We start from the raw sequence: 13,713 nt of genomic DNA, 5'->3' as shown, positions 1-13,713 counted from the left end.
CGCCGCCCGTGCCCCGGCAGCAGACCGACCTGCGTCCGGCTGATCCGGGCAACCGCTCGCGACCTGAGGAAGTCGCCTGATGCACGCCGATGCGCCGCCGCCGTCCCCGCTGTCCCCGTGCTGCGTCCATAGCGAGCCGATCCCAGGCACCCGCAGCGGAGTCCATCCTGGTACTGCCGACCCAGGAAAGCTCTGCTCCTGGGTGAGCGGCGCGGACCGCCGCAGGCTGGTGCCATGAATCGGACGACGTGGCCAGCACTCTCACCGGCCGCACCGCACTGATCACCGGCGCCGCCAGCGCGCACTTGTAGGCGAGGCCACCGCCCGGCTGCTCGCCGCGAACGGCGCCCGCGTCGCCCTGCTGGCCTCGCCGCGCCGACCGCCTCACGAGCTCGCGGCGAAGATCGGGGCCGATCGGCGGGCGAGGCGCTCAGCGAAAGCCCACGGACATCACCGACCAGAGACGTCGGTAGGACGCGGCGGCCGAGCGGCGTGCGCGCCGCGTACGGCCGGGTCGACCTGGTGGTGAACTCGGCGGGCGTGATGCTCCCTGAACCCGGTCACCGACGGCCGGACGGACGAGTGGCAGCGGATGCTCGACACGAACGTCGCGGGCGCGCTGCGCGTCATCCGCGCCGTCACCCCCGACCTGATCGCGACGGCCGCCGGCGGCGGCACCGCGGACCATGGTCAACATCTCGTCGATCGGCGCGCACGTGCCGCTCCCGAACTACGCGGTGTACGAGCGCGACGAAGGCAGGCCCTGACGTACCTGTCGCAGTCGCTGCGCACGGAACTGGGCCCGCGCGACGTGCGCGTCACGAACATCGAGCCGGGCCTGACCGACACGAGCTGGGCTCCCACGTCGACAACGCGGAGCTCTCCGGCCAGCTGGACGGCATGTTCGAGGCTCTCATCGGCCTCTCGTCGGACTGACGTCGCGGACCTCATCGCCTACACGACGAGCCGCCCCCGGCGACGTGAACCTGCGCCAGGCGATCGTCCTGCCGACCCGGCAGGCGTGACCACTCCTCCCAGGCGGACGACTCGGGGCGCCGGTCGCGCCGCCGGGCCACAGGTGCCCGGCGTGCAGCGCGTTCACGCCCACGATGCCGCGGCGATCAGCAGGCCCGGCAGGTGCGCGCGTTGACCACGGCGAGTCGCGGAGAGCGGGATCGCGAGGACGAGCGGACGATGGCGAAGCCGAAGCGTTCGCAGTTGTCGCCGCCGCCGCGGGGTTCCGGCTGACCCGGGCCACGACCACCTGCTGCTCGGCCAGCTGCCGGCGCACGCGCCGGTCGACGGCGCCGAGTCGAGCCGCTGGTCGACCTTGTCGGGAAGCGAGTCCACGAGCGCGGACTCGTACTCCTCACCGAGACTCCCTGCGGGCATGCAGGGTGGCGTCGAGTTCCTTCTTCAGTTCGGCGTCACGTGCGCGTTCGCCTTGGGCTTCCATACTACTGGTCAACGGTACGGATCGGGGCGCGGACAGTGGGGCTAACCCCCACGCCCGCGAGTGGGCCACGCCCCCGGACACGAGCGGCTCCGCGGACTCCTCCGTACCCAGGATCGTGGCGTCCGGTATAGCAGCGAGGTGTCCCGGCGGGCGAGCAGCCAGTACAGGACGGTGCCGGGACGACCAGGCCCACGATCCACGACTTTACGTCCGCGCCGCCGAGCGGTTCGACGAGCGGCCTCCGATGTAGAAGTGCGCGGCCAGGAACGGGAGTTGGGCGACGAGGAGCCGATGCCGTAGACGGCGAGGGCGTCCCAGCGCCAGGCGCCGTGGCGGCCGTGCGGGTCGGCGAGCGCCGGGATGACGTCAGCGCTCGCGCGAGATCAGGTAGTAGTCGACGAGGTTGATCGCCGACCACGGCGTGAAGAACGTCAGCAGGAAGAGCAGGAAGTCCTTGAAGGAGGCCCGGGAAGGAGTCACTTGCCCAGCAGGGCGACGCCGTGCCGGCGACCATGATGATCGCGATGTAGACGGCCCGGCCGCGCTGCGACAGGGCGCGCTGGCCGCGGAAGCCGCTGATGCCGGTCACCATCGACATGAAGCCGCCGTACGTGTTGAGCACGTTGATGTGAGCTTGCCCAGCGCGATCACGAAGCAGAAGAAGGACGCGACGAGGCCCGCGCCGCCGAGCGAGACGAGCGTACCCGACCTGGTTGTCGAGGAACGCGCCGCCGCTGGACGCCGCGACCAGCACGCCGAACGCGTCATCGACCACTGCGACCCGAGCGCCGACCCGGACAGCGTCCACCAGAACGTCGCCCTGGCGCTGGTGGACCGCGGCAGGTAGCGCGAGTAGTCGGCGACGTACGGCCCGAAGGCGAGCTGCCAGGAGGCGGAGAGCGAGACGGCGAGCAGGAACATCGGCAGCGAGAAGCGGGCGTCGCCCAGCAGGTCGCCGAGGTCGGCGCGGTCGAGCAGCCGTACGCCCAGGTAGACGAAGGCCAGGGCGCAGATCACGCTCGCGACGCGGCCCAGCACGTGGATCACGCGCAGCCGACCGCCGCGACCACGGCGGTGACGAGCGCGAAGACGACGATGCCGGTCGTGTCGTTCGTGTGGGTCAGCTCGGCCGTCGCCTCGCCCGGCGAGCACGCTGCCGCTGGCGAAGAACCCGACGTACATGAGGATGACGAGGAGCAGCGGGACGACGGCGCCCTTCACCCCGAACTGGGCCCGACTGGATCATCTGGGGCGAGTCCGAGCTTGGGGCCTGTGCGGAGTGCAGGCCAGCGACGGCGCCGCCGAGCAGGTTGCCGGCCACGAGGCCGACGAGGGACCAGACCACGTCGCCGCCGAAGACGACGGCGAGCGCGCCGGTGACGACGGCCGTGATCTGAGGTTGGCGCCGAGCCAGAGGGTGAACTGGTTGAACGCGCGCCCGTGCCGTGCGCTGTCGGGGACGACGTCGATGGAGTGCTTCTCCACTACCGCTGCCATGGGACGGCCCTCTCTACTTCTTCTTGCTGAGCCCGTGCCGGCAGGGCGTAGTCGTTCGCGACGTCCCCGGGGTCCTTCTTGTCCTTGTCGACGAGGCGGTTGAGCTCGGTGAGGTGCTCGGTCGTCAGGACGTTGCCGAGGCGGGCCAGCGCCTTGCGGACCGTGGAGTCGGCCTTGCGGTCGGCGATCAGCGGGACGACGTGCTGGCCGGGGACGAGGTTCTGGGGTCGGTGAGGACGACCCAGTGGTTGGCGACGATGTCCGTGTCGGTGGTGAACAGGTTCGCCACGTCGACGTCGCCCTTCTTCAGGGCGCCCTTCACCAACGGCCCCGAGGAGTCGAGCGACTTGAACTCCTTGAACTCGACGCCGTAGACGTCCTTCAGTCCGACCGCCCCGACCTGCCGCTTCTTCACTTCCGGCGCGGCGCCGATGACGAGCTTGCCGTTGTGCTTGGCGAGGTCCGCGAGGGACTTCAGCCCGTACTTCTCGGCGGTCTCGCGGGTGACGGCGAAGGCGTCGGAGTCCTCGGCCGTGCCGTAGGGCAGGATCTGCAGGCCCGCGGGGAGCGCCATGGCGAGGGCGTTCTGCATCTCGCCCTCCCCGGTGGCGGTCGACTTGGCGTCGAGGTAGTGAAGGAGCGCGCCCTGGTACTCGGGCAGCAGGTCGAGGTCGCCGCCCTTGAGCGCGGGGATGAGGATCTCGCGGGTGCCGAGGTTGGCCCGACGGTCGTTCTGACGCCCGCCGCCTCCAGGACGGCCGCGTACAGGTAGCCGAGGACCTGGTTCTCGGTGAAGTTGGCGGTGCCGATGGTGAGGCCGCCCTTGCTGGAGCCGCCGCCGGAGCCGCCTGAGCCCTGCCCGTCGAGCGAGGTGATGCCGCCGGAGCAGGCGGTGACTGCGGTACGGCGGCCGCGGCGAAGAGGCCGCCGAGGAGGGTGCGTCGGTTCATCTGGGGTGCTCTAGGCGGACTTGAGGGTGCTGGGGCGGTGGCGGAAGAGCAGGCGCTGCAGGCCGGACAAGGCCAGATCGAGGACGACGGCGACGAGTGCGACGAGGACGGCGCCGCCGAGCACCTGCACGAGGTCGCGCTGGGCGAGCCCGTCGAAGACGTAGCGGCCGAGCCCGCCGAAGGAGACGTGACGCGGCGATCGTGGCGGTCGCGACGACCTGATGAGGGCGAGCCGCAGTCCGGTCATGATCAGCGGCAGCGCCAGCGGCAGCTCGACCTGGAACAGCACCTGGTGGGCGCGCATCCCCTGGCCGCGCGCCGCGTCCTTCACCTCCGGTCGACGGCGGTCATCCCGGCGTACGTGTTGGTGACGATGGACGGCACCGCGAGCGCGACGAGGGCGACGTAGACGGGCCACATCGACAACCCGCTGGCCAGGAAGACCAGGACGACGAGGCCGACGGTGGGCAGGGCCCGGCCGAAGGAGAGAGGTTGATGGCGAGGAACGCGCCACGGCCGTGTGTGCCCGATGAGCAGTCCCACGGGCAGCGCGATCGCGGCGGCGATGAGGGTGGCGAGCAGCGAGTACTGGAGGTGCTCGGCGAGCCGTCTGTGCGATGCCGTCGACGCCGCCCCACTGGTCGCCGCTGACCAGCCACGCGCCCAGGTCCTTGAAGAGTTCGTACATGGCGGTCAGGCCTTCCGGGTCCGTGCGCGCGCCCACGGCGTCCGCAGCCGCTGGACGCCGACGAGCAGCGCGTCGGCGACGAGCGCGAGCAGGAGGGTGAGGACGACGCCGACGATGACCGGGGTCGGGAAGTTGCGCTGGAACCCGTCGGTGAACAGCTGCCCGAGCCGCCGTCGCCGATGTAGCGTGGCCACGGACACCAGGAGATCGACATGACGGTCGCGATCCGTACGCCGGCCATGATCACCGGCAGCGCGAGCGGCAGTTCGACGGTGAGCAGGGTGCGCGGCGGCCGCGTCCCCATCGCCTTGGCCTGCTTCTTCGTCTTCTGCGGCACGAGTCGAGCCCTTCGACGCGTGTTCCGCAGGAGGACGGCTGAGGAGTGTAGATCGTCACAGGGCCGATCACGGTGGTGGTGCGGTGAGCCCGGAGAGCCGGCGGCGGCAGCACGAACACGGCGATGGACGGGATGGTGAACAGGACGTTCGACAGCCCGAGGAGGAATCCGCGCAGCGGCACGCACGCGGTGCGCGAGGACGGCCAGCGGCAGGAGATCAGCAGCCCGAGGAGGACTGCCGTCAGGGCTGCCTGGAGGTGGGAGACGGTGAGGGTGGCGAGGTCGTCCCGATGCGACCCGACCCATTCCCAGTCAAAACTCATGCGACGCCACGCCCACTCTTGCCGTCGGCGGGGTCGGCAGATCAAGCCTGCGGCGATTGAGCAGCGGGGTCCGGGGCGGAGCCCCGGGGCGTTGCCGCCGTGGGGGCGGGGGCTCTGTTGCCGGTGCGCCGCCGTCAGGGGCTGGTCGCGCCGTTCCCCGCGCCCTGAGGTGGGCGTCTCCCGCCGCCGAATGGATGTCGGACCGGGACGACACCCCGGTCAAGATGCCTTCCGCGTCGACCCGGGCCACAGCCCCGACGGGGACGTCGATCGACTCGTTCAGGGCCGAGAGCAGCGAGTCCGTATCGCGGAGGGGCACGCACGGGCACCTCCGCCCCACCGGCACCGCCCCGCTCCGCCACACGACCGGCCTGCGGGCAGCGTCAGCACCAGCTCCAGCCCGCCGATCGGCGCCGCCCGCCTGCGGCACGTCCGCCAGCCCGGTCAGTGACGGCGGCTGCAGCCCCCGCTCGGCAGGAAGTCCGCGACGAGGTCGTCCGCGGGCCGCGCGAGTTCCGCGGCGACGCGCACTGCACGAGGTGCCGCCGTACGGAACACGGCTATCCGGTCGCCCAGCCGCACCACGCTTCGTCGATGTCGTGCGTGACGGAGACGATGGTCTTGTTCAACTCCCGTTGCAGGCGCAGCAGTTCGTCCTGGAGCTGCGGTACGGACCACCGGGTCGGCCGCACCGAACGGCTCGTCCATGAGCGCACCGGCGGATCGGCGGCGAGCGCGCGGGCGACGCCACGCGCTGCACTGCTGCCCGCCGGAGAGCTGGTGCGGGTGGCGCCTGCCCATCTCTCGGGCGCGAGGCCGACGCGCTCCAGGAGGTCACCGGCGGCGGCCCGGGCCTATCTTGCGGCCCCAGCCGAGGAGCAGCGGCACGGTCGCGATGTTGTATCGAGGACGGTGCGGTGCGGGAAGAGGCCGGCCTGCTGGATGACGTGGCCGATGGAGCGCCGCAGCTCGGCGGCGTCCTGCTCCAGAGACGTCCCGGCCGCCGGCCGGATGGTGCCGGAGGTCGGGTCGAGCCATACGGTTGATCATGCGGAGGCTGGTCGTCTTGCCGCAGCCGGACGGCCCGACGCCGACGGTCACACCCCCTTCGGCATGTCGAGCGAGAGAGATCGTGGACCGCCGTCGTGCCGTTGGGGAATCGCTTGTGGACCGCTTCGAACTGCGAATCATGGAGCGCCTCTGAGTCCTCTTGCCCGTCCTGCATATCGTCATGCAGAGTTCTTGGTGCGTGAATAACTTGTCAATGCCCCCGCGTAAATCACCCGTAAATCCGCGCCTGGCGGACCGGACTGTGAGACGCGGTCGTCCTTTACACGCCTGGTTAGAGGAGGAACGGCGCCTGATGTCCACGACGCCCCGACGACTCCGGTCGTCGTCCTCGACGGTCACGGCCTCCCCGTCTCCGACGTGGTCGCCTCGCCGACGCGACCGCCCGCCCGGTGCCGGGCACCGACGCCATGAAGCGGGTCGAGGAGTCCTGGAACGCGGCCCGCGAGATCGCCGCGTGGGGCCGGGTCTACGGCCGCTCCGCCGGTGTCGGCGCCCAGCGCAGCGAGGACGTGCCCACGGAGGCCGCCGCCGACCACGGCCTGCGCCTGCTGCGCAGCCACGCGGGCGCGATCGGCGCCGAACTGCCCGAGCGCGAGGTGCGCGCGATGCTCGCGGTCCGCGCGCGAACCAGCTGCTCGCGGGCGGCGCGGGCCTGCGCCACCGTCGTGACGGCCTCTGCGAGGCGCTGGAGAACGGCGCGCGACCCGGCGGTCAACGAGCACGGCTCGGTCGGCACCGGCGACATCGCCCCGCTGGCCCAGATGGGCCTGGCGCTCGCGGGCGAACACCCCTGGCGCGGCAAGGGCACCGCCCCCGAGCCGCAGCCCCTCGACAACAACGACGCGCTGGCCTGATCTCGTCGAACGCGCTCACCCTCGGCCAGTCGGCGCTCGCCCTGCACGAACTGCGCACGCTCTGACGGCCACTCAACTGGTCGCCGCACTCAGCCTGTTGGCGGTGGACGGCTCGTACGAGGCGTATGCGCTGCCGGTCCACGAGGCCCGCCGCCACCGGGGCTCGTACGACGTGGCGCGGAGCATGCGCGCCACCCTCGGCGCCCCGGACCGCCCCACCCCGCCGCTCGGCCGCATCCAGGACCCGTACGGCTTCCGCTGCGTGCCGCAGATCCACGGACCGGCGCACGACGCGGCGGACGCCCTGGAGACGTGCTGACGGTCGAGATCAACGCGGCGGCGGAGAACCGCTGATCACACACGCGGACATGGCGGCCTACCACCACGGCGGCTTCTACCTGGCCCAACTGGCCCTGGCCTGGATCACTTCCGCCTCTCGCTCACCCAGGTGGCCCGGCTCTCCACGTCCCGCCTGTCGACGCTGAACGAACCCGCGTACACCCGGCTGCGCCCGTTCCTCGCGGACGGCGAACCGGCGTCGTCGGGCGTGATGATCCTGGAGTACGCGCCGGCGCGCCCTCGGTGACCTCCGCGCCTTCTCCGCCCCCGCGTCCCTCGGCCACGCGGTCCTCTCCCGCACGGCGTCGAGGAGCGGAGCGTCCAGCTTCGCCTCGCTCGCGGCCCGCCAGACGCTGCGCGTCTGCACCGCGGCCGCCGGCAGGTCGTGGGCTGCGAACTGGTGGCGGCCGTCCGGGCGTTGCGCCTGCGCGACCTGCACCCCGACCACTGCCTGCGTTGCCGGTGGGCCGGGCGTTCGCGCTGGCGGCCGCGGAGCTCGATCCGGATCCGGCCAGACCGTCCTGACGGTGGACGTGGCACGGGCGGCCGCGCTGCTCGACCGGCTGGCCGGGTGACGCGGCGGCACCGCCACGGCCTCACGCTTGCCGAACGTGAGTCCCTTCCAGCCCACCCGGACTGCAGCACCGCGTCGCGCACCGGCCGCCGCAGGTCCGAGGCGTCGTAGCGGAACGTCTCCGTGGCCTGGAGACGGCCGCTGTCACCGCGCTCGATGGTCCACTGGCGGGTCACGGTCCGGTCGGGGCCGCGCGAGTACTCAAGTCGTCGACATCTGGAGCCGCGGCGGTTGCCGACCCACTGCAGCTCCACTGCTCTCAGGGCCCGCACTTCGTGGTTCCCGGCGTCGAGCCGCATCCGGATGCGGACGGCGTGGAGTGACCTGCGTGCGGAGAAGGAGACGTCTGCCAGGCCGGCTCCGCGAGCGCCACTCGGCCACCACGATCGGCAAACTCGTCGGCGCCGCCGTCACGGATGACGTAGGGAACGTCGTCCGTGGTGAGAGAGCGAGCAGGGCGGCGCGCACCTCGTCGGGCGAGGCCAGTGCAGGCGCCGGTGCTCGGGCAGCTTGGTCGCGGTCGGCTTGTCGAGGTCCCATGCAGGTCAGCCTATGCGGCGACGTCGGTGTCGGCCGGACGGTGCTCATGAACTCCTGGAAATCGCCCACCCACCGCACGCAGGGAACGCTGGGCGGCGGTGGCCGTCAGCACGAGCCGGGTCACCGCCCGCTTCGACGCGTCGGCCTCGTCCAGCATCGCCAGGTACACCTGCGACTGGACCAGCTCGCGCGACACGCGGCCAGCGCGGAGATCTCAGGGTCTGGGTGAGGCCCCGGGAGCCGGGCGAGCCGACCTCCTGGCGGTCCACGACGTGGACGTCCGTGACGGCGCGCGCAGCCGCTCCGCACCGACTCCTCGGCGATCTGCGCGAGCGTCGCCGTGTCGGGCGGTACTCGCCGTCGATGGTGATGTTCGCCGTGAACCCGCTGTCGGGGTACGGGTGCACCGCGACGAACGCCGCGCCCGGGGCGCCCGCCGCGTCGGTGCCGCGGCCTGCCAGACCCTCCGGCAGCTTGAACGTGATCGGCACGGGAAGGGTCGGCGTGGACATCTCAGGTACTCTCCCTCACTGCGGTGCTGTGACGGCCCGGGTCGGCATCCATCAGAACAGGCCGCCGATCGCATGCCAGCGAGCTCGCGCCGTGCCCGATGCCGCTCACGATGTCGCCCGTGGTGTCGGCGGTCTTCCCGGGTCGACAGGTAGAACTCCGTGCCGAGACCGCCGCCGACGATCGGCGGCACACCGGCCTTGGCCTGAAGTGCCAGGCCCCGTTCTGGTCCTTGCCGAAGTCAGGTTGGCCTCGGCGCCGGGCCGCGTAGCCCTCGGCGGTGACACCGACGCCGATGCCGCCGAGGTCGGCGCCGCCCGCGACCTCGCCCTTGGCACCGGCGAACGCGCCGGCCCCGGCGTGGAAGCCTTCCTGCCGACGTTGATCCCGGCCTCCGCCTCGGCGCCCACCTGCCCTCGGCCCGCCCGTAGACGCCGACCGGGCCGGCGTAGGCGCTGCCCTGGGCCGAGGCCGCGCCGCCGGCGAAGGCACCGGCCTCGGCGTTGAGCCCCTCGTTGGTGATGCCCGCGCCGATGTTGGCCTTGGCCCCGGCGAACGCCTCGGCCTCACCGGCCAGCTTGAACGCCGTTGGTGAGCGAGCCCTCCGCCGACGCCTTGCCGAGGTACGCGTGCGCCTCGGCCTCGCCGAGCTTGCCGCCGCCGACGTCCGAGGCCTTGGCCTCGGCTCCGGCCTCAGGACCGGACGCCTCGGACTCGCCCTCGGAGACCCAAACCGCCGTCACTTCTTCTCGGACTTGGGTTCCGGCTTGCCCGCCGTCTTCAGGTCGCCGTCGGCGTGCGCGTTGAACCCGCCGAAGCCGAGGCCGTCCGTGTTCACGTCGCTGGAGGCGGGACAGGGCGCGCTTCACGCTCTGGTCGCAGTCGTCGCACGGCCTGGACGGCCTTGGTGATGGCGTCGGACCAGTCCTGGCCTCTGGTTGGCGTCGGCGACCAGCTTCGGATAGTCGGGGTCGTGGTGGAGCGCGAACTTCTCGTCCTGCGACATCTTGTCGAAGCCGACGTAGGTCGCCTTGCCGGACCAGAGTCGACCTTGTAGTCTCCCTTCTTCTCCGCGTCCTCGACGAGGTCCTTGACCGCCTTCTGCAGCCGGACCAGATCGGTGTGCGCGTCGGTGAGCAGGCTCGCGACGGCGTGCGCCTCCGCCTTCGCCGCGCCGTACTCGAAGAGCGGTGGCGGAGGCGTTCTGCTGCTGGGCGCCGTAGGCGAGGCCCTGCCAGTTGCCGTTGCCGAGCACGCCCTGGACGTTCTTCTCGTAGTCCGTCTGCAGCTCGCCGAAGCGGTCGCCCATCTTCTTCCACGCCGTGGAGACGTCCACGAAGAAGGAGAGATCGGCCGTCATCACGTCCTGGTACGTCAGTGCCATGGCCGGGCCCCCGTCACATTCCGTCGAAGCTGCTGGGCGGACGGATGCCGTTGACCTGGCTCTGGACGCCGAGGTCGGTGCCCTGGAACAGGTTCTTCGTGCCGTGCAGCGCGTTCAGCTCCGTCTGCAGCCGGCCGAGGAGACGGTTCGCCGACCCCTGCCAGGCCACCAGCGCGTCCGACAGGCCCTGATCGCTGGCCCAGCCGGAGAGGCCATTGAGCCCGGTGTCCTGCTTCATCAGCGGACTGGCCGGCGCCACGGGGCCGATGAAGGGCGGCTTGACGGCCCCGCCGCCCGCCGCCATGTTCCCGGCCGACTTCGTGTGCGGGAGGAGTTCTTCCTCCAGGTACTTGGCGGCCTTCTTCTTGTCGGCGGGCGAACTGGCCAGCGTCTGGCCGTCGCTCCCCGGTCCCCCGTTGCCCACGGGCGCTCCCCTTGCACATCCGTTGCCTGACGGAAAGGCACACTACCGTTGCCCCATCGCGGCGGAACCTGGCGCCGGTCCCCTGCTCTGAATAAGCTCATACACGCTAGCAGCTGCACTGAATGGACCGCAGGGGAACGGGGAGAGATGAACGACCACACGGACCGCGCCGCGCTCGGTCAGGGCCCCGCCGCCCGGCTCCAGCACCTCTTCGAGGGCCACCGGCTCACGCCCACCCAGCGCCGGATCGCGCACTGCATGGTGCGCCGCGCGGCCGACGTGCCGTTCCTGTCCTCGGTGGAGCTGGCGGATCTGGCCGGAGTCAGCCAGCCGTCCGTGACCCGTTCGCGGTCGCCCTCGGCTCTCGACGAGCTATCCGGCGCTGCGCAAGCACCTGCGCGAGGTCGCCCCCGCCAGCGGCGGACGGCGGCCACCGAGGCCAGCGAGTACCAGCAGGCCGTCGAGGCCGAGATCGCCAATCTGCGCCACCTGGCGGAGCTGCTCGCCGACCCGTCGCGGTCGAGCGGGCGGGCCGGCTGCTCGCCGCGTCCCGGCCGCTGCCGGTGCTCGGCCTGCGCGCCGCGGCCTCCCAGGCGTACGGGTTCTCGTACTTCGCGGCGAAGGTCCACCCCGACGTCCGGCTCCTCGACGAGGCGGCACGATGCTCGCCGACCGGATCGACGCGGCCGTGCGCGCGGGCGCGGCGACGCTGCTCTGCTTCGCGCTCCCCCGCCATCCGCGGGAGGTCGTCGAGCGCCCTCGCGTACGCCAAGGAGGCCGGGCTGATGCCGTCGTCACCGTCGCCGACTCCGCCTTCGCGCCGGTCGCCAAGCACTCCGACCTCCTGCTGCCGGCGGCCCTGTCGGCACGGCCTCGCCTTCGAGCACGGCGTGCGCGCCGATGCTGCTGGGCCGGGTGCTCCTGGAGGCGATGTGCGACGGGCTGCCGCAGGCGCAGGCGCGGCTGGAGGAGTTCGACGTGCGGGCGGCCGAGCGCGGCCTCTTCGTGGAGTAGGCCAGCGGAGCAGCCCTTGCTTACGGGAAAGAGAGTTGCGCGGGGACCGCCGCACTGTGACGGGGGCGGGACGACGGCGGTCCCCGCGAGGACGCCCGCCCGGGTCAGGCGGGCGTCACGTCTGGGCGTCGGTGGAGGTCCGGGAGCCGCTCGGAGGTCCTTGACGCCGCTACGGTGCCGGCTGGGAGCGGGAGCCGCTCCCACCCCCTCCGACACCCACCAATCTGCCGGACGCGTGTTAAGCCGGTGCTGCGCGCACGTGTCGCGCTCAGTACCGTTTCGCGAACCGGTGAAGCGGTCATGCGAAACGGACCGGCGCCGGCTGCTTCGTGGCGCCCTTGGCCAGGAACGCCAGCAGGTCCGACGGCTCACCACGCCGGTCGGCTTGCGCCTCGACCAGCACGATCGCGGCGTCGGCCGCGCCCAGCACGCTCATCAGGTCCGCGCACCGGCTCACCGGATCCGACCTGCGGCAGCGGCGCCGAGCATGTGCTTCTCCAACGGGTCGTGCAGCGACGCCCGCTGCGCGAACAGCGCATCGAGCAGCTCCCGCTCGACGACCGAGCCGATGACCTCTGCGGCCATCACGTCGGGTGTCGGCGCCCGGCTTCACGATCGGCATCTGCGAGACGCCGTACTCGCGCAGCACGTCGATGGCCTCGCCGACCGTCTCCTCGGGAGTGCATGTGGACGAGCTCGGGCAGCGCGCCGCCGTCCTTGTCGCTTGAGCACGTCGCCGACGCGGGCGCTCGGCCCGGAGTCGTCGAGGAACCCGTAGTCCGCCATCCACTCGTCGTTGAAGATCTTCGACAGATAGCCGCGGCCGCTGTCCGGCAGCAGCACGACCACCACGTCGTCCGGGCCGAGCCCTCCGCGACGCGCAGCGCGGCGACGACAGCCATCCCGCAGGAGCCGCCGACGAGCAGCCCCTCCTCGCTTGGCGAGCCGCCGCGTCATCTGGAAGGAGTCCTTGTCGGACACGGCGACGATGCCGTCGGCGACGCTCGCGGTCGTACGCCGTCGGCCAGAAGTCCTCACCGACGCCCTCGACGAGGTAGGGCCGCCCGGAGCCGCCGGAGTAGACCGACCCCTCGGGGTCCGCGCCGATGATGACCTGGACCCGGCCCTCACTGGCGTCCTTCAGGTACCGCCCGGTCCCCGAGATCGTGCCGCCGGTCCCGACACCGGCGACGAAATGGGTGATCTTCCCTTCCGTCTGCTCCCACAGCTCGGGGCCGGTCGAGTGGTAGTGGGACAGCGAGGTTGTTCGGGTTGCTGTACTGGTCCGGCTTCCACGCCCCGGGCGTCTCGCGGACCAGCCGGTCGAGACGTTGTAGTACGAGTCCGGGTGCTCGGGATCCACGGCGGTCGGGCAGACCACGACCTCGGCGCAGCCACGCGCGCAGCGCGCTGATCTTGTCGGTGGAGACCTTGTCCGCAGACGAAGATGCGCTTGTAGCCCTTCTGCTGGGCCACGATGGCGAGTCCCACGCCCGTGTGTTGCCGCTGGTGGGCTCCACGATCGTGCCGCCCGGCTCAGCTCCCCGCTCGCTCGGCGGCCTCGATCATGCGCAGCGCGATGCGGTCCTTCACGGAACCGCCGGGGTTGAAGTACTCGACCTTGGCCAGGACGGTCGCCTGCAGCCCTTCGGTCACCTTGTTGAGCCTCAGCAGCGGGGTGTTGCCGACGAGACTGATCATCGAGTCGTGGATCTGCACGTTGTCTCCGGGTCTCCTGCGTAGGGGATGTGG

12 protein-coding genes and 8 pseudogenes are annotated in these 13,713 nt (G+C 71.7%); 4 read left to right on the top strand and 16 right to left on the bottom strand.

What is annotated here, in order from left to right:
• Positions 1-592: 592 nt before the first annotated feature.
• Positions 593-907, top strand: a pseudogene (locus tag RBJ77_RS04990) (hypothetical protein); the annotation flags it as partial.
• Between the two features lie 159 nt (positions 908-1,066).
• Here the strand turns inward: RBJ77_RS04990 and RBJ77_RS04985 are convergent.
• The 7 genes and pseudogenes from RBJ77_RS04985 to RBJ77_RS04955 form a co-directional block, all read right to left on the bottom strand.
• Positions 1,067-1,456, bottom strand: a pseudogene (locus tag RBJ77_RS04985) (hypothetical protein); the annotation flags it as partial.
• Between the two features lie 585 nt (positions 1,457-2,041).
• Positions 2,042-2,503, bottom strand: a complete 462-nt coding sequence (locus RBJ77_RS04980) for a cytosine permease (RefSeq protein ID WP_372343850.1) — start codon at positions 2,501-2,503, stop codon at positions 2,042-2,044.
• A 463-nt stretch (positions 2,504-2,966) separates the two neighbouring features.
• Positions 2,967-3,903 (bottom strand): annotated as a pseudogene (locus RBJ77_RS04975) (ABC transporter substrate-binding protein).
• Between the two features lie 10 nt (positions 3,904-3,913).
• Positions 3,914-4,234, bottom strand: a complete 321-nt coding sequence (locus RBJ77_RS04970; RefSeq protein ID WP_372343849.1) for an ABC transporter permease subunit — start codon at positions 4,232-4,234, stop codon at positions 3,914-3,916.
• Positions 4,231-4,446: a hypothetical protein gene (locus tag RBJ77_RS04965; protein WP_372343848.1), complete on the bottom strand. Its 216-nt coding sequence runs from the start codon at positions 4,444-4,446 to the stop codon at positions 4,231-4,233. The genes RBJ77_RS04970 and RBJ77_RS04965 overlap by 4 nt, the downstream gene beginning before the upstream one ends.
• 150 nt (positions 4,447-4,596) lie before the next feature.
• Positions 4,597-5,251 (bottom strand): annotated as a pseudogene (locus RBJ77_RS04960) (ABC transporter permease).
• Between the two features lie 148 nt (positions 5,252-5,399).
• A pseudogene (locus RBJ77_RS04955) lies at positions 5,400-6,476 on the bottom strand (ABC transporter ATP-binding protein); the annotation flags it as partial.
• Positions 6,477-6,711: 235 nt separating this feature from the next.
• Here RBJ77_RS04955 and RBJ77_RS04950 point away from each other — a divergent pair.
• Together RBJ77_RS04950 and RBJ77_RS04945 are read left to right on the top strand one after the other, a co-directional pair.
• On the top strand, positions 6,712-7,176 hold the full coding sequence (locus tag RBJ77_RS04950) for an aromatic amino acid lyase (protein ID WP_372343847.1): 465 nt from the start codon (positions 6,712-6,714) through the stop codon (positions 7,174-7,176).
• 103 nt (positions 7,177-7,279) lie between these two features.
• Positions 7,280-7,762: pseudogene (locus RBJ77_RS04945) on the top strand (aromatic amino acid lyase).
• An 877-nt stretch (positions 7,763-8,639) separates the two neighbouring features.
• On the opposite strand, the gene RBJ77_RS04940 reads toward RBJ77_RS04945, so the two are convergent.
• The 4 genes from RBJ77_RS04940 to RBJ77_RS04925 all read right to left on the bottom strand — a co-directional run bounded on the left by RBJ77_RS04940 (position 8,640) and on the right by RBJ77_RS04925 (position 10,947).
• The gene (locus RBJ77_RS04940) at positions 8,640-8,825 is read right to left on the bottom strand and encodes a hypothetical protein (protein ID WP_372343846.1); all 186 of its coding nucleotides are present in this window, start codon (positions 8,823-8,825) and stop codon (positions 8,640-8,642) included.
• 880 nt (positions 8,826-9,705) lie between these two features.
• The gene (locus RBJ77_RS04935; protein ID WP_372343845.1) at positions 9,706-9,882 is read right to left on the bottom strand and encodes a hypothetical protein; all 177 of its coding nucleotides are present in this window, start codon (positions 9,880-9,882) and stop codon (positions 9,706-9,708) included.
• A gap of 122 nt (positions 9,883-10,004) precedes the next feature.
• The gene (locus tag RBJ77_RS04930; protein WP_372343844.1) at positions 10,005-10,523 is read right to left on the bottom strand and encodes a hypothetical protein; all 519 of its coding nucleotides are present in this window, start codon (positions 10,521-10,523) and stop codon (positions 10,005-10,007) included.
• 13 nt (positions 10,524-10,536) lie between these two features.
• Positions 10,537-10,947: a hypothetical protein gene (locus tag RBJ77_RS04925; RefSeq protein WP_372343843.1), complete on the bottom strand. Its 411-nt coding sequence runs from the start codon at positions 10,945-10,947 to the stop codon at positions 10,537-10,539.
• Positions 10,948-11,094: 147 nt separating this feature from the next.
• Here RBJ77_RS04925 and RBJ77_RS04920 point away from each other — a divergent pair.
• Positions 11,095-11,961 (top strand): annotated as a pseudogene (locus RBJ77_RS04920) (MurR/RpiR family transcriptional regulator).
• 298 nt (positions 11,962-12,259) lie between these two features.
• Here the strand turns inward: RBJ77_RS04920 and RBJ77_RS04915 are convergent.
• From RBJ77_RS04915 to RBJ77_RS04895, 5 genes and pseudogenes are all read right to left on the bottom strand, one after another.
• Positions 12,260-12,397: a hypothetical protein gene (locus tag RBJ77_RS04915; protein WP_372343842.1), complete on the bottom strand. Its 138-nt coding sequence runs from the start codon at positions 12,395-12,397 to the stop codon at positions 12,260-12,262.
• A gap of 17 nt (positions 12,398-12,414) precedes the next feature.
• Positions 12,415-12,546 (bottom strand): hypothetical protein, encoded by a 132-nt coding sequence (locus tag RBJ77_RS04910; RefSeq protein ID WP_372343841.1) that lies wholly within the window; start codon positions 12,544-12,546, stop codon positions 12,415-12,417.
• 24 nt (positions 12,547-12,570) lie between these two features.
• Positions 12,571-12,942 (bottom strand): hypothetical protein, encoded by a 372-nt coding sequence (locus RBJ77_RS04905; protein WP_372343840.1) that lies wholly within the window; start codon positions 12,940-12,942, stop codon positions 12,571-12,573.
• Between the two features lie 52 nt (positions 12,943-12,994).
• A pseudogene (locus tag RBJ77_RS04900) lies at positions 12,995-13,402 on the bottom strand (pyridoxal-phosphate dependent enzyme); the annotation flags it as partial.
• A 95-nt stretch (positions 13,403-13,497) separates the two neighbouring features.
• Entirely contained in the window at positions 13,498-13,680 is a 183-nt protein-coding gene (locus tag RBJ77_RS04895; protein ID WP_372343839.1) for a pyridoxal-phosphate dependent enzyme, read from the bottom strand.
• Positions 13,681-13,713: the final 33 nt, after the last annotated feature.

Source organism: Streptomyces sp. KL116D (genome assembly GCF_030766975.1).
GTDB classification, from domain to species: domain Bacteria; phylum Actinomycetota; class Actinomycetes; order Streptomycetales; family Streptomycetaceae; genus Streptomyces; species Streptomyces longispororuber_A.
The sequence above is the reverse complement of the archived record's forward strand: the minus strand, read 5'-3'. Positions and strand labels throughout refer to the sequence as shown.